At 72.1% G+C, this 19,110-nt stretch carries 18 protein-coding genes; 8 read left to right on the plus strand and 10 right to left on the minus strand.

The genetic code is table 11. The annotated features are described in order from the left end of the window. Nucleotides 1-275: 275 nt before the first annotated feature. A complete protein-coding gene (locus tag FRCN3DRAFT_RS55935; protein ID WP_035924384.1) occupies nucleotides 276-950 on the minus strand; it encodes a hypothetical protein in 675 nt (224 codons plus the stop codon). Between FRCN3DRAFT_RS55935 and murJ the strand changes: the two genes are divergently transcribed. The 8 genes from murJ to FRCN3DRAFT_RS0206070 all read left to right on the plus strand — a co-directional run bounded on the left by murJ (nucleotide 949) and on the right by FRCN3DRAFT_RS0206070 (nucleotide 10,472). Further along, nucleotides 949-2,517 carry a murein biosynthesis integral membrane protein MurJ gene (gene murJ, locus FRCN3DRAFT_RS51080; protein WP_035924386.1) on the plus strand — a complete coding sequence of 523 codons (1,569 nt, stop codon included), beginning with the start codon at nucleotides 949-951 and terminating at the stop codon, nucleotides 2,515-2,517. The genes FRCN3DRAFT_RS55935 and murJ overlap by 2 nt on opposite strands. A gap of 228 nt (nucleotides 2,518-2,745) precedes the next feature. Then, entirely contained in the window at nucleotides 2,746-4,614 is a 1,869-nt protein-coding gene (locus tag FRCN3DRAFT_RS0206035) for a protein kinase family protein (RefSeq protein ID WP_007511656.1), read from the plus strand. 36 nt (nucleotides 4,615-4,650) lie between these two features. Continuing rightward, the gene (sigM, locus tag FRCN3DRAFT_RS42920; RefSeq protein ID WP_007511658.1) at nucleotides 4,651-5,391 is read left to right on the plus strand and encodes an RNA polymerase sigma factor SigM; all 741 of its coding nucleotides are present in this window, start codon (nucleotides 4,651-4,653) and stop codon (nucleotides 5,389-5,391) included. Then, nucleotides 5,381-6,490 (plus strand): anti-sigma factor family protein, encoded by a 1,110-nt coding sequence (locus tag FRCN3DRAFT_RS0206045; RefSeq protein ID WP_007511660.1) that lies wholly within the window; start codon nucleotides 5,381-5,383, stop codon nucleotides 6,488-6,490. The genes sigM and FRCN3DRAFT_RS0206045 overlap by 11 nt, the downstream gene beginning before the upstream one ends. Before the next feature lie 154 nt (nucleotides 6,491-6,644). Beyond that, nucleotides 6,645-7,616 (plus strand): thioredoxin-disulfide reductase, encoded by a 972-nt coding sequence (trxB, locus tag FRCN3DRAFT_RS0206050; RefSeq protein ID WP_007511663.1) that lies wholly within the window; start codon nucleotides 6,645-6,647, stop codon nucleotides 7,614-7,616. A gap of 34 nt (nucleotides 7,617-7,650) precedes the next feature. Continuing rightward, entirely contained in the window at nucleotides 7,651-7,977 is a 327-nt protein-coding gene (gene trxA, locus FRCN3DRAFT_RS0206055; RefSeq protein WP_007511665.1) for a thioredoxin, read from the plus strand. Nucleotides 7,978-8,250: 273 nt separating this feature from the next. Next, entirely contained in the window at nucleotides 8,251-9,402 is a 1,152-nt protein-coding gene (locus tag FRCN3DRAFT_RS0206060; protein ID WP_007511667.1) for an N-acetylmuramoyl-L-alanine amidase, read from the plus strand. 416 nt (nucleotides 9,403-9,818) lie between these two features. After that, on the plus strand, nucleotides 9,819-10,472 hold the full coding sequence (locus FRCN3DRAFT_RS0206070; RefSeq protein ID WP_007511669.1) for a hypothetical protein: 654 nt from the start codon (nucleotides 9,819-9,821) through the stop codon (nucleotides 10,470-10,472). 163 nt (nucleotides 10,473-10,635) lie between these two features. Here FRCN3DRAFT_RS0206070 and FRCN3DRAFT_RS0206075 read toward each other — a convergent pair whose 3' ends face one another. From FRCN3DRAFT_RS0206075 to rpmH, 9 genes are all read right to left on the minus strand, one after another. After that, nucleotides 10,636-11,577 (minus strand): ParB/RepB/Spo0J family partition protein, encoded by a 942-nt coding sequence (locus FRCN3DRAFT_RS0206075; protein ID WP_007511670.1) that lies wholly within the window; start codon nucleotides 11,575-11,577, stop codon nucleotides 10,636-10,638. After that, a complete protein-coding gene (locus tag FRCN3DRAFT_RS0206080; RefSeq protein ID WP_007511672.1) occupies nucleotides 11,574-12,350 on the minus strand; it encodes a ParA family protein in 777 nt (258 codons plus the stop codon). Before FRCN3DRAFT_RS0206080 ends, FRCN3DRAFT_RS0206075 begins: the two co-directional genes overlap by 4 nt. A gap of 139 nt (nucleotides 12,351-12,489) precedes the next feature. Next, nucleotides 12,490-13,362 carry a 16S rRNA (guanine(527)-N(7))-methyltransferase RsmG gene (gene rsmG, locus FRCN3DRAFT_RS0206085; protein ID WP_007511674.1) on the minus strand — a complete coding sequence of 291 codons (873 nt, stop codon included), beginning with the start codon at nucleotides 13,360-13,362 and terminating at the stop codon, nucleotides 12,490-12,492. Nucleotides 13,363-13,517: 155 nt separating this feature from the next. Beyond that, nucleotides 13,518-15,509 carry a hypothetical protein gene (locus tag FRCN3DRAFT_RS0206090; protein WP_007511675.1) on the minus strand — a complete coding sequence of 664 codons (1,992 nt, stop codon included), beginning with the start codon at nucleotides 15,507-15,509 and terminating at the stop codon, nucleotides 13,518-13,520. Between the two features lie 132 nt (nucleotides 15,510-15,641). Further along, nucleotides 15,642-16,178 (minus strand): Jag family protein, encoded by a 537-nt coding sequence (locus FRCN3DRAFT_RS0206095; RefSeq protein WP_007511677.1) that lies wholly within the window; start codon nucleotides 16,176-16,178, stop codon nucleotides 15,642-15,644. 97 nt (nucleotides 16,179-16,275) lie between these two features. Continuing rightward, nucleotides 16,276-17,586: a membrane protein insertase YidC gene (gene yidC / locus FRCN3DRAFT_RS0206100; protein ID WP_007511679.1), complete on the minus strand. Its 1,311-nt coding sequence runs from the start codon at nucleotides 17,584-17,586 to the stop codon at nucleotides 16,276-16,278. A gap of 4 nt (nucleotides 17,587-17,590) precedes the next feature. Then, nucleotides 17,591-17,962: a membrane protein insertion efficiency factor YidD gene (yidD, locus tag FRCN3DRAFT_RS0206105; RefSeq protein WP_007511680.1), complete on the minus strand. Its 372-nt coding sequence runs from the start codon at nucleotides 17,960-17,962 to the stop codon at nucleotides 17,591-17,593. Beyond that, a complete protein-coding gene (gene rnpA / locus FRCN3DRAFT_RS57320) occupies nucleotides 17,959-18,504 on the minus strand; it encodes a ribonuclease P protein component (RefSeq protein WP_007511682.1) in 546 nt (181 codons plus the stop codon). The genes yidD and rnpA overlap by 4 nt, the downstream gene beginning before the upstream one ends. 34 nt (nucleotides 18,505-18,538) lie before the next feature. After that, nucleotides 18,539-18,676, minus strand: a complete 138-nt coding sequence (gene rpmH / locus FRCN3DRAFT_RS0206115) for a 50S ribosomal protein L34 (RefSeq protein ID WP_007511684.1) — start codon at nucleotides 18,674-18,676, stop codon at nucleotides 18,539-18,541. Between the last annotated feature and the right edge of the window lie 434 nt (nucleotides 18,677-19,110).

The raw sequence follows: 19,110 nt of genomic DNA on the forward strand, positions 1-19,110 counted from the left end.
GGGCCGCGGCACCGCCGGGGGACAGGCCCGACCCGCCGGGACGACCTGTACCGCGAGGAGCCCTACCGGGACGACCAGTACCCCGACGCCGAGCACCCGGATGCCGCCGGCTACGGGGACGCCCGCCGTCCCGGCGCGCGGTACCGGGAGGACCAGTACGGGGACGGTCGCTACCGCGACGGGCAGTACCAGGGCCGTTACCGGGACGAGCACCTCCCGGACGACGGCCCGCGCGGGCCCCGTCGCGCCGACGAGCGGTACCGCGAAGATCCATATCAGGACGACCGGTACCCCGGCGATGCCCCGGCGGGCCCGACCCACCGGCTGCCGGCCGCGCCGCGGACGCCCCCGCCGCCTGTACCACCACCGCCGCCCGTGCCACCGCCCCCACCTGTGTCGACGCCCCCGCCGGCCGCGCGGCCGCGACGGCCCTCGGTGCCTCCCCCGTCGCCCGCGCCGTCGATGAGGCCGCCCCAGCGCTCGGTACCCCCGGTACCGCCGGTACCGCCGCCGACGCCCAGGCCGACCGCGACGCCCTCCATGCCGCCCCCGGTCTCACCGCAGGGGCCGACGAGCCGGCTGGGGGGGCCACCGAGCACGCCGCCGCGGGCCGAGGCGCGCCCGACGACGCCGGTCTCCCGCCGCGACGGGCGGCCGCTCGGCGCGCACCGCGCCGGTGGCCGCCGTGGCACCCCGCCGCCGGAGCCGCCGCGCCAGCCGCGCCAGCGCGCGCAGGAGCCGGTCAGGCCGGCCCGGCCGCCCAGGCCGGTGCCGCCGGATCGCCCGGTGGCGCGGACGGACCGCGCCGCCGGCCGGACGCCCGACCAGACGATGGTGGTTCCCAGGTCGGGCACGGGCCCGCGCCCCGCGCGGAAGGCCGCGCAGCCGGGGTCCTCCGCGCCGGCCGGCGGCCGGAAGAAGGGCGGCCTCGGCCGGGCCAGCGGCGTCATGGCGCTCGGCACCATCGCCTCGCGGGCGACCGGCTTCCTGCGCACCATCGCGGTCGCGGTCGCGCTCGGCACCGGGGCGGTCGGTGAGGCCTACAACGTCGCGAACACGATCCCGAACATCGTCTACGACCTGCTGATCGGCGGCATCCTCACCAGCGTCGTCGTGCCGGTCCTGGTCCGGGCCTCCAAGGAGGACCCGGACGGCGGTGACCGGTTCGCCTCGTCGCTGCTGACGCTGATGATCCTGCTGCTCGGCGGGGCGACGATCCTCGGCATGGTCCTGGCGCCCGAGATAGTCGCCCGCTACATCGGCCATCCGGGTCCGGAGCGTGACCTCGGCGCCCAGATGCTGCGCTGGTTCATGCCGCAGATCCTCTGCTACGGCATCGGCGCGACGGTCGGCGCGATCCTCAATGTGCGTGGCTCGTTCGCGGCGCCGATGTTCACGCCGGTCCTGAACAACCTCGCCGTCATCGCCACCTGCGTCGCCTTCACCTACGTGATCTCCGGGCCGCGGCCGCCGCAGGTCACCGGCCCGAAGACGATCACCGGCACGCAGACCGCGGTGCTCGCGGGCGGCACGACGCTCGGCGTCGTGCTGATGACGATCGCGTTGCTCCCGTCACTGCGCAAGGTCGGTTTCCGCTACCGCCCGCGGCTGGATCTCTCCCACCCCGGACTACGCAGCGCGCTTCGGCTCGCCGGTTGGACGGTCCTCTGGGTGCTCGTCAGCCAGGCCGGCTACGTGGTCATCACCCGGCTGTCGACCGCCGTCACCGCCAACGTCATCTACGCCTACGGCTACCAGCTCTTCCAGCTCCCGTACGCGATCATCGGCGTTTCCGTGATCACCGCGCTGCTGCCGCGGATGAGCGCGCACGCCGCCGACGGGAAGCGCGCCCTGGTGCTCGACGACCTGTCGACGGCGACCCGGCTGAGCCTCACCGCGATCGTTCCGGCGGCGCTGTTCCTGCTGGCGCTGGGCCGCCCCATCGCGGTGGCCGTGTTCAACCACGGCGCCGTCGAGCACGACTCGGCGGTCGCCATCGGCGACACGCTCTCGGCCTTCGCCGTAGCCCTGGTGCCGTTCTCCGTGTTCCAGCTGCACCTGCGGGTCTTCTACGCCCATCAGGACAGCCGGACGCCATCGCTGGTGAACATCGGTGTGGTGGCGATCAACGTGCTGGCCGCGGTGGTGCTGAGCCATCTCCTGCCACCGGAGCACCGGGCGATCGCGCTGGCGCTCGCCTTCAACGTCGGCTACCTGGCCGGGCTGTGCGTGACGGTCGCGCTGCTGCGCCGCCGGCTCGGCGGGATGGACGGCGACCGGGTGATCGCGACGCTCGCCCGGATCGGCGTCGCCGCCGGCATCGGCGCGGCGGCGGCCAGCGCCGTCGCCCACGGGCTGCGCGACGTCCTCGGCGACGGGCTCCTCGGCTCCTTCACCGCGGTGTTCGTCGGCGCGCTGGTCGGCCTGCCCCTGTTCGTCGGGACGGTCACGCGGATGGGCCTCCCCGAGGTCAGGGCGCTGACGCGGATGGTCTCCCGACGTTTCAGCCGGGGCTGAGAGAACCATCGGGGCGATCCCCGTAAACTAATCTGGGAACATCGCCAAACGGCCAGCAAGAGCCAACGTGGGTGCGCCAGACTCAGGTCAAGTGGCGCCCAAGCGGGTGACGCGGGCAGACGAGGCCATCGGGTGCGCCACCAGGCGGCGCGGCGTTGGCATCGTCGGCCGCTGGTGGGGCGAGCGCAGTGGCGACGGCGCCACGTAGCTGGGGACGACGGAGGCGTTGTGGTCGAGGCAGGCAACCGGCCGCAGTCCGCGGACGTCGACAACGACGTGACAGTTAACGCCTCGTCCGGGGCAGACGCGGCGGGCGGTGGCACCCTGCTCGCGGAGTCCGTCCTCGACCGCCGCTACCGCCTCATCGGTGTGCTCAGCTCCCGCGGCCCGGTCACGCTCTGGCGTGGTGACGACACGGTACTCACCCGGCCGGTCGCGGTCCGCGTCGTCGAGCATGTGGACGACGATCCCGCCCGCCATGAGGCCGCCCAGTCGCTGCTCTCGGCGGCGGTGAACTCCGGTCGGTTGGTCCACCCGGGCGCCGCGTCGACCTACGACGCGACCGTGACGACCACCGAGAACGGCCAGGTCTCCTACGTCATCACCGAGTGGGTCGATGGCCGCACCCTGCGGCAGCTCGCCGAGGAAGGCCCCCTGCGGCCGGAGCAGGCCGCGGCCGTCGTCCTCGGCGCGGCCCGCGTGATCGCCGCCGCGCACGAGCGCGGGCTGCGCCACGGTGGCCTGCGCCCCGGTGACGTGATCATCTCCGGCCACGGCACGGTCAAGGTCATCGACCTCGAGGTCGGCGCCGTGCTGGCGACCATCGACGGAACGGCGCCGGCCGGCGGCGAGGACCGCGCCGGCACCGAGGCCGCCGACGTGCGCGCGCTCGGAGGTCTGCTCTACGCCGCCCTGACGGGCTACTGGCCGTTGCCCGGTGACACGGGCCTGCCAACGGCCTCCTACGGCACGTACGGCCGCCTTCAGAGCCCGCGCCAGCTCAACCACACGGTCCCGCGCGACCTGGACGCGATCACCATGGCCGCGCTCAGCGGCGACGAGTCGGCCGGCGAGCCGATCACGACGGCCACCGACCTGATCGCCGAGCTGGAGGCGGTCACCCCGGTCGAGGCGCTGCACGACACCGGCCTGATGACGTTCGGCGACGAGCCACCGGGCACCGAGGCGATGACGCCGGGCTACGGCGGCTCGGACGGCTACGGCCCCGATACCGCGAGCCTGCCGTCGACGGCGGGCTTCGCGACCCCCAGCCGGGACGACTACGGCCGCGGCGGCTACGACGACGGTGGCTACCGAGGCGGGCGTTACCAGGACGACTACGACGACGGCTACGACCGCCCTCGGCGCGGTGGCGGCTACGACGACAACGGCTACCCGCCACAGCAGCGCGGCTACCCGCCGGCCGGAACCGGCGGCCAGCGGCCGCGTTCGGGCCATGCCCCGGACAACCGGCAGCAGCCCCGGCGACGCGCGCTTCCGATCATCATCGCGATCGTGGTGGTCGCCATTCTCGCCGCCGGGATCGTGCTCGCCCTCCAGCTCGGCGGTGGAGGGGACGGCGGTAACGCGGACAACCCGACCTCGTCTCCCACAGGCACCACCGCCCAGCCCTTCACACCGAGCGGTGTTGTCTCCTTCGACCCGCAGGGATCCGCGCCGTACGACGAGAAGCCCGAGCAGGTCAAGTTGCTGACCGATGGGAACCTGGCTACCGAGTGGACGACAGAGGGTTATAACCATCGGGACAACGGCGCCCAGTTCGGCGGCCTCAAGAGCGGCGTCGGCTTCAAGGTCTCGTTCGCGCAGCCAGTGCACCCCAGCCAGGTAGTGGTCACGGTCGGGACGCTCGCCCCGGTCACCTTCGAGCTGCACGCCGCGAACGCCGATGGCACCGACATCGGCGCGTTCCCGATCGTCGGAACCGCGCAGACTGGCACCGCCGGCCAGTCCGTAACGATCCAGATCCCGGCCGACGCCGCGCCCGCGCAGTACTGGGTGGTGTGGCTGACTCACGTGCCCACTGGCTCGGACGGCAAGGACAAGGGCTCGATCGCCGAGATCAAGTTCCTGTCCTGACCTGGGCGTCGGCGAGCACCGTCCCGGCCGCATGCGATGCCTGACCAGACCGGCGAACCCGTACCAGGCAGCTCCCTCGGCGTGCCCGCCAGACCCGGCCAGGCTCAGAGCACGGCCGAGTCGGAGTCGCCCCCGGCCGATCCTGCCGACGCTGGCTCGGCGTGGTCGGACGACCCGGACGCGGCGCTGCTGCGCAGGCATGTCGACGGCGACCCGGCGGCGTTCGCCGAGCTGTTCCGGGCCAACGCCGACCGGCTCTGGTCGGTCGCCTACAGGCTGCTGCACGACGCCGAGGACGCGGCCGACGCGGTCCAGGAGGCGATGCTCTCCGCCCACCGGCGCGCTGCCGGGTTCCGCGGCGAGTCGACGGTGCGCACCTGGCTACATCGGATCACGGTGAACGCCGCGCTGGACCGCCTGCGCCGCAAGGCCGCCCGCCCGCTGACCGTGCCGATGCCGACCAGCCCGGACGGGGTCGAGCACGAGCCAGCCGACCCACGCGACGCGCACGCCGAGGGTGAGCTTCGCCTCGACATCGAGGGGGCGCTGGCGCGGCTTCCACCGGCGCTGCGGGCCGCCGTCGTGCTCGTCGACGTCGAAGGAATGCCCGTAGCCGAGGCCGCGGCGGCGCTTGGCGTGCCGGTCGGGACGGTCAAGAGCCGGGCCGCGCGCGGCCGGGCTCGGCTCGCGGAACAGCTCGGGCATCTCCGTCCGGGGAACCAGCAGGCCGTCCGCTCCGTCTTGGAGAAGGGGGAGGTGATGGACGGTGGGGTCTGACGCGCGCGGTGAGCCGGTGTCGCGCCATCCGGACGGCGAGCTGTTGGACGCCTACGCGGACGGCGAGCGCACGCCGGCTTCCGTCGACCGTCATGTTCGGGCCTGCGCCGACTGCCAGCGGGCCGTGGTCGCGCTGCGCAACGTCCGCGTCGAGCTCTCCCGGCTCGCGCCCGTGGCCATGCCGCCGGATGTCGCCCGCCGCATTCAGGCCGCCCTCTCGACGGCTCCGGCGCCGGCGTCTGGCTCCGGCTCGGATCGCGCCGGATCGGACGGCCACCGTGACCGCCGAGCCGAGCGGCGCGCGCCCGGCCGGACGCGCCGGCCACCGACCTACGGCGCCACCGCCAGACACCTCGCGCCCACCCGTGCCCGGTCGTCCGTCCTCCCCCGCTCCACCCGGCCCGAGCGCCTCGCGCTGCTCGCCGTCTGCCTGCTGGTCGTGGCCGCCGGAGCTGGGCTGTTCGCCGTCTGGGGGCACAACAGCGCCTCCTCCGATCACTTCGCCAGCTCGAGCGCGGCCATGTCCGCGGCTGACAGCGCGGCGGGGGCGGCGGGCGGCGAGGCGGCCCTTGCGCCGTCGGTGCGGTCATCGGTCGCCAGCAAGGTGATAAGCGTGGCCGACAGCGGCGTCCCGCTGGACCCGGACGCCGTCGCCCAGCACGCCAAGGACCTGCTGGCCGGCCGCGTACCGTTCGCCGGCTACAGCAGCCTGGACACCCCCGTGGCGGCCCTGGGACAGGCCACTGGCGGCCCGGCGGCGTGGGAGGCGGTTCTTACCCCCGGGCTGCTCGGCTGCTACGAGAAGCTCGTGACGAGCTTCGGCGCCGTACTGGCGATCGACCGGGTCAGCTACCGTGGCCGCGATGCCGTGCTGGTCGTACTGGAGATTCAAGACACATCAGACATAACGGATGAATCTGGTACCTCCGCGACGTCGAGTGATGATGAGCCTGCCGGCCAGGGCGGAGCTGCCGCCGCGGCCCCGGGCACCGTCCCACCCGGCCAGGACCGAATCCAGCTGACCGTCGTCGATCTCGGCTGCGACGCCGGCCACCTGGCCGACGACACCTGGTACGCGGGAACGACCACCAAGGCTTGATAGAGAGGTCCAGGCCGGCAGGCGGCATCCGAAGGCGGCATCCGACGAGGGTGCGTGGACGGCCGGCCTGCCACCCGGTGCAGGCAGGAATCTCTGATAACCCGGCGCGGTTAGCGTGTCAGCGGCTTAGGTCGCGATGTGAAGGGAGCAGGGCGTGACAGCGCAGGACAGCGGGGTCCGGGATGTCATCATCATCGGGTCCGGCCCGGCGGGCTACACGGCGGCCATCTACACGGCGCGCGCCAACCTGCGGCCGCTCGTGTTCGAGGGCGCGGTCTCGGCGGGTGGCGCGCTGATGACCACCACCGAAGTGGAGAACTTCCCCGGTTTCGCGGAAGGCATCCAGGGCCCGGAGCTCATGGACAGCCTGCGCAAGCAGGCGGAGCGCTTCGGTGCCGAGCTGATCCCCGACGATGTGACCGAGGTCGACCTGACCGTCACTCCGAAGGTCGTGAAGGTCGGCGAGGAAGTCCACTACGCCAAGACCGTCATCATCGCCACCGGCTCGGCCTACCGGAAGCTGGACGTCCCCGACGAGGACAGGCTGCTGGGCCGCGGTGTCTCGGCCTGTGCCACCTGCGACGGCTTCTTCTTCCGCGACCAGGACATCGCGGTCGTCGGCGGCGGTGACTCGGCGATGGAGGAGGCCACCTTCCTGACCCGGTTCGCGAAGTCCGTGACGGTCGTCCACCGCCGGGACAAGCTGCGCGCCAGCGCCATCATGGCGGACCGCGCGGCCGCGAACCCGAAGATCAAGTTTCGTTGGAACGCGGTCGTGACCGGACTGGAGGGCGACCACAAGCTCTCCGGCGTCCGGCTGCGTGACACGGTGACCGACGCGGACGACAAGCTGGACGTGACGGGCATGTTCGTCGCGATCGGCCACGTGCCGCGCTCGGAGCTGTTCCGCGGCCAGGTGACGCTGGACGATGAGGGCTACGTCCTCGTCGATGCCCCATCGACCAGGACGAACCTGGACGGCGTCTTCGCCGCCGGCGACGTGGTCGACCACATCTACCGGCAGGCGATCACCGCCGCCGGCACCGGCTGCGCCGCCGCCCTCGACGCCGAGCGCTGGATCGCCGACCACGAGACCGGCGACAGCTCGACCGCGCCAGCGGCCTGACACGACACCGTCCCCACGACCCAAGGAGAAAGCGATGGCAGGAGCCACCACCCCGGTGACGGACAAGACGTTCGACTCCGAGGTGCTCAAAAGTGACAAGCCCGTACTGGTCGACTTCTGGGCCGAGTGGTGCGGGCCGTGCAAGATGGTCGCCCCCGTCCTGGAGGAGATCGCGGCGGCTCACGGCGACTCGCTGCGGGTCGTCAAGCTCAACATCGACGAGAACCCGCAGACGGCGCGCGCCTACCAGATCATGTCGATCCCGACGATGGCCGTGTTCGTCGATGGCGCGATCGCGAAGAGCATCGTCGGCGCGAAGCCGAAGCGTGCCCTCCTGAACGACCTCGCCGAGTTCATCTGATCCCGCCCCACGGCCCGGCCTCCGGGCCGGTCCCGGCCAGCGAGCCCCCACGGCCCGTCGGCTTCGCCCTACGTGGCGAGGCCGACGGGCCGAACTCGTTTCCGATCGCTTTCTCGGCCGCTCGAACCGACGCCCGGCCGAGCGGACGACCGGCCCGTGCCCGCAGCGGTCCACCCCCCTGGGGCCGGGCGGAATCAGGAGGAGCCAGAACTAGCGGGACGGTCACGCCCGCGGCCCCCGCTCGGCCGGCCGGATCGCCTACGCTGATGTCCCGTGAAGCTGCTCCGGCTCGGTGACCGCGGTCCGGGCGTGGCCGATGCGCGCGCGGCCCTGACCCATCTGTCCTTCCTCCCAGCGGCTCCGCGGCAGCCCGGTGGTGAGGGCTCGGAGACGCCCGGGGCCGACCAGTTCGACGACAGCCTGGACCGTGCCGTGCGCGCCTTCCAGCAGAGTCGCGGGCTGTCGGTCGACGGGATCATCGGGCCGGACACCACCCGTGCGCTCGACGAGGCACGCCACCGGCTGGGCGACCGGCTGCTCTACTACGCGACCAGCCGCCCGTTCGTCGGCGACGACGTCGCGGCGCTCCAGACGCGGCTGTCGAGCATGGGCTTCGACGTCGGCCGCAGCGACGGCATCTTCGGGCCGCGCACGGAGGCGGCCGTCCGCGACTTCCAGCGCAACCGGGGCCTCGAACCGGATGGCCGCTGCGGTCCGCAGACCCTGCGCGAGCTCAAGCGGTTGGAGCGCACCGTCACCGGCGGCCGCCCGGACGTCCTGCGCGAGTCGACACGGCTGCTCGTGCGCGGGTCCTCGCTGCTTGGCACGGTCGTCGCCATCGACGCCGGCCATGGCGGCGAGGACGCCGGCGCCGTCGCCCATGGACTGAACGAGCGTGACATCGTGGCGGACCTGGCCAACCGGCTGGAGGTCCGGCTGCGGTCGTCCGGCCTGGAGACCTTTCGCGTGCACGCGGCCGACGAGGCACCGGACGACGCCGAGCGGGCCAGGCGAGCCAACGAGCGTGGCGCCGACCTGCTCATCTCGCTACACGCCGACGCCAGCGACTCGTCCAAGGCCGAAGGCGTCTCCTGCTATTACTTCGGCAACGCCCATGGCTCGTCGGCGGTGGGCGAGCGGCTCGCGACGCTCATCCAGAAGGAACTCGTGTCCCGCACGGACATGCTCGACTGCTGGACGCATCCCAAGACCTGGGAGCTGCTGCGCCGGACTGCCATGCCGGCCGTGCGGATCGAGGTCGGCTACCTCACCAGTCCTCGCGACGCGACGGCGCTCGGCTCGCCGGTGTACCGGGCGGCCATCGCCGAAGCCGTCCTCACCGCCATCCAGCGGCTGTACCTGCCGCCCGAGCAGGATCCGCCGACCGGTCAGCTCCGGGTCCCCCGGGTCGTAACTCGTTCCTGAGGCTTGTTCGGGCCGGCAATTCATGCGGCACGTGTGTCGGTGTCTCACCAACTCCGGCGTCACCGTGACCGGGTGTCTCGGACGGCGCAATTCCGGGACGCCACGGGCGAGGAGGTGTGGGCGGCGGGGGCGGTGCGGCGGGCCGTCTGGCTGCGCGATCCGGCGATTTCCGTCGACGCGCGTTTCACGTGAAACAACGCTCAACTCCTACCCACCCACTCGCCCCTTCGCCTCACCCCAAGCCCGGGCGAGCCGGTGCGGCCCGGGCTGGCCGTGCATCACGCCCGATTGGTCGCGCAATGCCTGAAGGCAGGGGCGCCCCGCGCCCACATCCACCCCGTCCACCAGGAAGATTCCTGGTACGGCGCCTAGGCTAGGGCCAGCTACTGGATCCCTCGACGTGCGGAGCGCCAGCAATGAGTCGTCGCGTCGCGAATATTACGCTCGACAACATCGATGACCTGCCCCAGCGGTGTCGCCGGTGCGTGTTCTGGGAACTCGACCCGGTTGCGCGCAGCCGGGCCGAGGAGGCCGGCGGCACTGACCTGGAGAAGGAAGCCTGGGTCTCTTCGGCGCTGCTGGAGTGGGGAAGCTGCGGGAAAGTCATCTACGTCGACAACGTGCCCGCAGGCTTCGCGATGTACGCGCCGCCTGCCTACGTGCCTCGTTCGATTGCCTTCCCGACCAGCCCGGTGAGTTCTGACGCCGTTCTGCTGATGACGGCGAAAATCGTCGACGAGTTCGCCGGGCAGGGGCTTGGGCGCGTTCTCATCCAGGCGATGGCGAAGGACGTCATCCGGCGCGGCTACCGTGCCATCGAGGCGTTCGGTGACCTTCGCCAGGACGAGGGCACCCGCTGCGTCGTGCCGGCCGACTATCTACTCGCTGTGGGCTTCAAGACCGTCCGTCCGCACCGCCGCTGGCCGCGGCTGCGACTCGAGGTGAAGAACGCCGTCACCTGGCGCGAGGACGTCGAGGTCGCCCTGGAACGCCTACTGGGCTCGATGAACCCAGAAGGCATCCTCCGCCCCATCGGCGGCACGCCCTCCCCGACCCCCGCGCCCGCATAGACCAAACGCCGGCTTGTGGGTCCCGCGCCAAGCCGAAGGTGGTCTCGCAAGGTTCAAGCGGGACGTAACCGAGCTGGCTCGTAGGGGAGCCTCCGCGGAGGCTCCCCTACGAGCGAAGCGAGCACGGGACCGGAGCGCCGTGCCCGCACGGAGCGAACCAATGTCACAGCTCGGTCGGGACCATGGCGGCGACGATGCGTTCCAGGTCCTCGAGGCTCGCGAACTCGACGGTGATCTTGCCGCGGTTGCGGCCCATGTCGACCTTCACCTTGGTGTCCAGCCGGTCGGCCAGGCGCTCCGCCACCTGGGAGAGTGCCGGCGGCGCCTGGCGCGGCGTCCGGGGCGCCCGCTTGCGCGGGCCCTCGTCGCCCATCGCCACGATCTCCTCGACCGCCCGCACGGAAAGCCCCTCCGCGACGATGCGGGTGGCTAGCCGGTCCTGCGCCTCCGAGTCGCCAAGCCCGAGCAACGCCCGGGCATGGCCCGCGGACAGCACCCCGGCCGCGACCCGGCGCTGGACGGCCGGCGGCAGGCCGAGCAGCCGGATCGTGTTCGTGACGTGCGACCGGGACCGGCCGAGCTTCGTGGCCAGCTGGTCGTGGGTGGCGCCGAACTCGCGCAGCAGCTGCTCGTAGGCGGCCGCCTCCTCCAGCGGGTTGAGCTGCTGGCGGTGCAGGTTCTCCAGGAGCGCGTCGCGCAGCATCGCCTCGTCGGCGGTGTCCCGGATGATGGCCGGTATCTCGGTGAGACCCGCGAGCTTGGACGCGCGCCAGCGACGTTCGCCCATGACCAGCTCGTACTGATCCGGCAGCACCTCGCGGACGACGATCGGCTGCAGCAGCCCGACCTCGCGCAGGCTCGCCGAGAGCTCCTCGAGCGCGTCCTCGTCGAAGTTCGTGCGGGGCTGGCGCGGGTTCGGCGTCACCGAGTCCACCGGGATCTCCCGGAACACGGCTCCGTGGACCGGTACCGGATCGGCACCGATCCGGGAGCCGTTGGTACCCGCGTTACCCGCGTAGCCGTCGTAGCCGCCCGGCGGCGCGGTCGGGATGAGCGCGCCGAGCCCCTTGCCGAGTCCGCCGACCCGCCGAGCCGGGGGACTCATCGGGTCGCCGTTCCGCGCGGCGCCTCGACGCCGCGCTCGGCCAGCTCGCGGGCAGCCGCGAGGTAGGAGAGCGACCCGCGGGAGACCGGGTCGTAGGTCAGCGCCGACTGGCCATAGCTGGGGGCCTCGGCGAGCCGGACGTTGCGCGGGATCGTCGTGCCCAGCACCCGATCGCCGAAGTGCTCCTTGACCTCCTGCACGACCTGGTCCGCCAGGCGGGTACGGGAGTCGTACATGGTGAGCAGGATCGTCGTGAGCCGGAGCTCCTGGTTCAGGTGCGCCTGCACCAGGTCGACGTTGCGCAGCAGCTGGCCTAGTCCCTCGAGCGCGTAGTACTCGCACTGGATCGGGATGAGCAGCTCCCTGGCCGCGACGAGCGCGTTCACGGTGAGCAGCCCCAGCGACGGCGGGCAGTCGATGAAGACGTAGTCGACCTCGTGGGTCAGCGACGCGATCGCGCGGCGCAGCCGGCCCTCCCTGGCCACCATGGAGACCAGCTCGATCTCCGCGCCGGCGAGGTCGATCGTCGCGGGGGCGACGAAGAGGCCGTCCGCCTCGCCGGACTTGGCGATCACCTCATCGAGCGGCCGGTCGCCTAGCAGCACCTCATAGATGGACGGCACCCCGGAGCGATGGTCCACGCCGAGCGCGGTCGAGGCGTTGCCCTGCGGGTCGAGGTCGATGACCAGCACGCTGACGCCGTGCATGGCCAGGGCGGCCGCCAGGTTGACGGTCGTCGTGGTCTTGCCGACGCCGCCCTTCTGGTTGGCCACCGCGAAGATTCGCTGTCGGGTCGGTCGTGGGAAGGGTCGTCGCCGTTCCATAGTCAGTGCTTCCACCGCCGCTGCCGCCGCCGCTCCGATCGGGGTCGATGGGTCCAGAGGGTCCAGCCCCAGCCCCGTCGACGCTGTTTCACGTGGAACACGCCGGTCCGCGCTCCCGCCGTTGCTCTCGTGTCGTCTGTCCCCGTTGTTGTTCACGCTGCCTGCCATCGTGCCGATCTCCGACGCTGCGTCGCCCCGCCCCATCAGCCATTCGTTCCGCCGAGACCAGGCGGGTGGGTTCGGCCAGCCGATCTTCTCCACACTTGAGGACCCGCAAATCCCGCCATCCTTGCGAACGGAGGCCGTCTCGCGCCTCGGCGAGTTCCTCATCGACTCGCGAACCGCGCATGGCAAGCATGACACCCCCGGGCCGGACGACTGGAAGCAGCATGCCGCCCAACCGCTCCAACGGGGCCACCGCTCGGGCTACGGCCACATCCCACCGTAGCCCGTCTTTCCCGACACCGACATCCGGCGCACGCCCCCGCAGCACGGACATCCGGCTCCCACCATCCAGGGCGGCGACCACCTCTCGAAGAAAGACGGTCCGGCGCTCCATCGGATCGAGGAACACCACCCGCAGATCCGGCCGGGCCAGCGCCAGCGGCACCCCGGGTAGACCGGCGCCGCTACCGACGTCGACGACGGTCACCCCGGACGGAACGACCTCGGCGAGCACCGCGCAGTTGAGCAGGTGCCGGTCCCACAGCCGGTCGGCCTCCCGCGGACCGATCAGCCCGCGCTCGACGCCCGCCGTGGCAAGCAGCTCGGCATACCGGATCGCGCTGTCGAGCGCCTCGCCGAACACCTCGGCCGCCATCGGCGGCGGAGTCAGGACCTCACTCACCGGGCCGCCGCGCAGGCCAACGGGGACGCGGACGGGCACCGGGACAACGGGGAACAGGACAAGGAACAGGACAGGGAACAGGCCGCCGAGCAGCCGCACAAACGCCGCACCCACCCAGCATCCACGACGCGCCCGGCAACATGCGCGAAGCCATGCCGACGTACCCGCTCACAGGAGCCATTGGTGATCCGGAGGCAACGGCCTCCGGGCCCTCTAGGCAATGCCGGAAGCCTCGGGCCGGCCGGCCAACGACCGACCCAGCCACCGGCCTAGCAGCGAACCAGGACGGTGAGGGTCCCGGTCAGGGCGAAGCCGTGAGCCTCGTCCGGACACCAGCCGGCACGCCGGAGGTCATCCAGGTCCGAGCGAGCGGCCACCGTGTCCGGCTCGAAGACGAAGAGCAGGATGCGCCGCGGACCGGGCAGGCGAGCCGCGACCCCACGGGCCACCTCGCCCTTGCCCGGTTCGGAGAAGAACAGTGTGTCCGCACGGGGAATCCGGGCCGGCTCGTCCGGGGCGTCCCGGGCGGGGAGAGCGGCCGGACGCATCGGAGCATCGTCGCTGGCCTCCATGGCATAGATCCAGCCGGGGCGCATCAGCCGGCCGCCCACCACCACGAGGTCACCCGGCCGGTAGAGCCGGCGTGCCGCGGTCGCGGCGTCGACGGTGAGGTCCAGGCCGCGCAGTCGGTCACGCTGCTCGTAGAGCCGGCCGTCGCGCGCCGCCGAGGACACCTGAGCTCCGACCCCGACGGCACCAAGCGCCACGACGGCCAGGACCGCCGCCACGCGGCGCAGCGGCCTCCGCCGTCCCGTAACCAGGCCTACCTGGGTGGGGACCTGGCTCGCCGGGGAACGGGCGTCATCCGCAGCGGTCGTAACCGAAAGCGATGGAGCGATTACGTCTCGGCCTAGGGTAGGGGTACCGGCTCCGACGATCTTAAAAAGACGTCGAATCAGGTCGGCGGCACCCGTGACGACGACCAGAACGATCAGTGGGACCAGGAACAGATTGGTCCGGGTCGGTCCGAAGGGCCAGAATCGGACCGCGCTCGCCGCGAGCATCGCGAGCTGCGCGCCACCGAGCGCGGCGAGCACCTGCCGGCCGTCGTGCCGCCGGGCAAGCCTCACGACGCCCGCCAGCGCGCACAGGACGACCACCGGGGCGAACAGCCAGACCGACACCCAGGACCCGTCGGTCGGCGGGTGCAGCAGGCTCGGGTCGTAGCGATCGATACCGGGTGGCGTGCCGGTCACGAAGTCACCCAGCTGGCCGCCGATGAACGAGAGCCCGCCGCCGATTCCTCGCCCGGCGAGGAACTGCGCGTCCCAGTAGTGCCCCAGTCGTTGGCTGGACTGATGCCCGACGAAGAACAGCGTGTTCGCCCCGGTGAGCACCAGAGCGGGCGCGGCTTCCAGGGCCCGCCACCCGGCCGCCGCGACGACGCCGGCGGCGCCCTGCCGAGCCCGGGAGGCCCGGCGGGCGCGGACCGCCCCGGCCACCACGTCGGCCGCGGCGAGCGGGGCGATGACGAAGACGGCCGGCACGGAGAACAGGCCTACGAGGCCGGCAACCGTACGCCGGGCCAGTCGCCCGCGGTCCAGGCCACTGTCAGGGCGCTCCGTGCCGCTGTCGGGGATGCTGTCGGGACTGGCGGCAGGGTGAGCATCGCTGGCACGGGTGTTCCCGCGCTCGTCGCCCGTCCAGAGCAGGACCGCGACGACGGCGGCGAGCGTCTCGACGGTGTACGGCTTGAGCTGGGTGCCGAGGTCGAGAAACGAGCTGTTCAGGCAGGTCCACAGCGCGGCGAACGCCGCCGGTACCGGTCCGACGAAACGGGCCGTCAGCAGCACGATCCCGACGCCAAGCAGGGGCAGGGCGACGAACCCGGGGAGGCGCAGGACCCACGTGTGCCAGCCGAGCAGGTCGCCGCCCAGCCGCTCCATGACCACCCAGCCGGCGGCGGAGGGGGTGTTCGCCCGTGCCAGCTCCGACCAGAACGAGCCAAGCGGTTCACTGACGAAATGGCCCCGCCAGATCTCGTCGTACCAGAACGGTCGCCGCAGGTAGGCCCGCAGCACGACGTCCAGCGCGACCAGCGCCAGGCCGACCCCGCCGGCCCACCAGAGGTCGCTTCCGCCGAGGCGGGCGAGGCGGGCCGGCGGGCGACGGCGCGCGCCGCCCGAGGTACGGACGGCGCGCGCGGACTCGCCGGGCTCGGCCCGCGTCCCCGCCGCGTCGGCCAGGGGAGCGGGCGCCATTTCAGTAATCCCCTAACAACGGCCGCCGGGCGCGCGAAGGAAGATCCTTATCGCGCGCCCTTGGCCCTCTGATCCCCAAACAACGGCCAAAGGGCACGCGATAAAAGATCATTATCGCGCGCCCTTGGCCTTCTAGACCGGCATGACGACGACGCAGCGGTTGGGCTCCTCGCCCTCGGACTCGCTGCGCACACCCTCGACGTCCGCGATGACGTCGTGGACGACCTTGCGCTCGAACGGGGTCATCGGCGCGAGCTTCTCCTTCTTGGAACCGCCGGCGACCCGCTTGGCCACATCGGCGGCGAGCTCGCGCAGCTCGGCGCGACGGCGGGCACGATGGCCGCCGACGTCGAGCATCAGCCGGCTGCGCTCGCCGGTCTTCTGCAGCACGGCGAGCCGGGTCAGCTCCTGCAGGGCCTCCAGCGTCTCCCCGCTCGGGCCGATCAGCTTCTCGAGGCCGTCACCGACGACCGCGACGACCGCCCGGCTGCCCTCGACGTCCAGGTCCAGGTCGCCGTCCATGTCGACGATGTCGAGCAGGCCCTCGATGTAGTCGGCGGCGATCTCGCCTTCCTGCTCCAGGGCAGTCAGCCGCTCCTGCGGGCTCGTCGACGCTTCTGCCCCCGACAAGTCCTCGTCGATGGGGGCGGCGAGGTCGGAACTGCTCATCAGCGCAACTCCATGGGTAGGTGGGCCGCCATCGGCGGCGGTCCCTCGTTCAGGGCGCACGAGGTCGGCCGGCCGCCGGGGGAGCCGTCGCGACCGCTCACCGCCGTCCGCCGGGGCGCTTCCCCTTGCCGCCACTCTTGCGCTTCGCGGCCGGGCGCGACCCGCCGACGTGCCGGGTGACGCCGGCCGGGACAGGAGCCGGGGTCGGCGCGGCCGAGCCGCTCGCCGACGGCGAAGCCTCCGAGTCGGTGATGCCCACGTCCTTCGTGCCCGAGTCCTTCGTGCCCGAGTCCTTGGCGACGCTGGGCGGCTGCGTTACCCGGTTCGACGCGCCACCGCGCGGCGACCTGGTGCCAGCCGGCGCGGAGCCGCTCTTGGCGACGGTGGAGCCGTTCGCCGACGTCGTGTTCCGCTTCGTGCCCGCGCCGTTCGCGGTAGCCGGCGGCGTCGCCTTGGTCAGCGAGGTCTGCCGGGTGCCGGCGGCGGTGCCCTTGCCCTTGGTGCGGGCACCCGGAGCGGGCTTGGCGCCCGGAGCCGGCCGCGACGGGGTCGGGCGGTCACCCGCGGCCGCGGCGGCGGTCGCGGGGCGCGCGCCGGGCAGCCGGCCGGAGGCGTCCGGCGTCATCGGCGGCATCCGCCTGATGACGTAGAACTGCTGGCCCATGCTCCACAGGTTGGTGGTGAGCCAGTAGATCAGGACGGCGATCGGGAACCGGAAACCGAAGATGGCCAGCATGACCGGCGAGCCGTAGAGCAGGACCTTCTGGACCATCGCCTGCTGCGGGTCGGTCGGCCCGGTGCGGGACATGATCTGGCGCTGGGTGAAGAACGTCGTCGCGCCCATCAGCACGATGAGCACGACAGCGACGATCTTGACGTGCGTGCCGTTCGCGTGCAGGAAGTCCAGCAGGCTCGACTTCGACGTGAACGAGGTCGCCAGCGAGATGCCGAACACCTTGGCCGAGGCGATCTGCTCGACCTGGTCGGCGCTCAGGCCCACGCGAGGCCGCCAGATGAGTGAGCCGCCCGGGCCCTCGTTCATCGGCGACAGGTGCGTGAAGACGTGGAACAGCGCCAGGAACAGCGGGATCTGCAAGAAGATCGGCAGGCAGCCGAGCAGCGGGTTACCGTGCTCCTTCTGCAGGTCCATCATCTTCTGCTGCATGACCTGCTTGTCGTGCCCGTACTTCTCCCGGATCTCCTTGATCCGGGGCTGCATCAGCTGCATCGTCCGCTGCGACTTCACCTGCCGGACGAACAGCGGGAAGATCAGGATGCGGACGCAGACGACCAGGAGGACGACAGAGAAGGCCCAGGCGAAGAAGCTGTCCTGGCCGAAGATCGGACCGAAGCCCTTGTGGAAGAAGACAATCGCGTTCGCCGCGAGATGGTAAAGCGGATCCAGCACCGGTCTAACTCCTCCAGGCCCCTCGGGCGGACTGTACAGGTACTGGGTCGTACCCACCGCGGGATAGCGGCTGGCAGCGCAGCAGGCGCCAGCAGGCAAGCAGGCCGCCTCTTACCCCACCATGCATACGAACGGCGGACAGCGCGTAGGCGCTGCACGACGGCTCAAATCGGCAGGCGCCGGCCGACCGGGGCGACCAGACGAGCTGGTAGCCGCGGATCAGGGCGGCGAGCAGCCACGCCAGCGGGCCGCGGACGGCGCCGGAACGGTCACGGGCGACCGCCGGCAGCCACCGGCCGAACGTCGCGGACGCGAGCGTGAGATCGACGAGCGCGAGCGCTCCGAGGGCGCACAGCGCCCAGACGGGGCGGCTCATCGTCGGCTCCGGCGCGGCTCGTCCGAGCTCACCGGCCGGCTCACGGCCTCGTCGTCCGGGACGCCGAAGGTCGCGTCCGGCTTGGCCACGGCGGCGCGGCCTTCGGCTGGGTTGCCTGACCGGCCCATGACCGGGCGCGGCTTCGCCGTCGTCCCGGGCGTCGTCGCGCGAGCCCGGGCCGGGCGGTCCCGGCCGGACCGCGTCCGACCGGACCGCATCGCCGCCAGCCCGCGGTCGAGCGCGTCGGCCAGTTCGGCCGAGCTGGCCTCAGCCGACGCGGGCAGCGCGCGGACGACCAGCAGGGTGCCTGGCGGCACCGAGGCGAGCCGCGAACGGGTCTGTTCCCGCAGGCGCCGACGGACCCGGTTACGGGTCACCGCCGTACCGACCTTGCGGCTCACCACGAAGCCGGCCCTGGCCGGGCCGGAGTCACGGGTGCTGAGAGCGTGAACGATCAGCGGCGAACAGCTGAACCGGCGCCCTTCCCGCCCAATCCGGGCATGCTCGTCCCGGGAGTTGACACGGGCACGGACGGGAAGCATCGGAGCCGGTAACCGAGCGCCGGCGATGTCCGCCTCAGGCGGACAGTTCGCGGCGGCCCTTGCGGCGACGGTCGGAGATGATGGCGCGGCCGGCACGGGTACGCATCCGGAGCCGGAACCCGTGGGTGCGGGCCCGCCGACGGTTGTTCGGCTGGAAGGTGCGCTTGCTCACGTGACGACTCCGGGTAACTGGCGGTCAGGGACGCGACAGGCAGACGCTGTCCGTTCTCAGGCTACGCCAGTGCGGCTCCCGGTTCGACGCACGCATCGAGAAGAGCGCACCGCACACCCGAAGGACGCTCCCGAGGGACTCCTCGAAAGATCCGGTGGGCACGAGCCGCCCCGTTAGAGACGACACCCGCTGGCGACGCTCCAGCTTACACAGCCGCGGCCGGGCTCCCCGGCGCCGGACGGGGATAGATGCCGAACGCGCCGAACGGCGCCAACGTCTCGCTTAGTTAATCGGCGGGGAAGGGGCTACCGTGCCGGCGGCACGCCGGATGCGGTGTCATGTCCGTACACAGGTTGTGGACGACGATGTGGAGAACCCGGTGCGCCGCGCCGTGGTCCCGTCCGAGTCTCACCTGAGTCCACCCGCCGTGCGTC

It is taken from the genome of Pseudofrankia saprophytica (assembly GCF_000235425.2).
In the GTDB taxonomy this organism is placed as follows: domain Bacteria; phylum Actinomycetota; class Actinomycetes; order Frankiales; family Frankiaceae; genus Pseudofrankia; species Pseudofrankia saprophytica.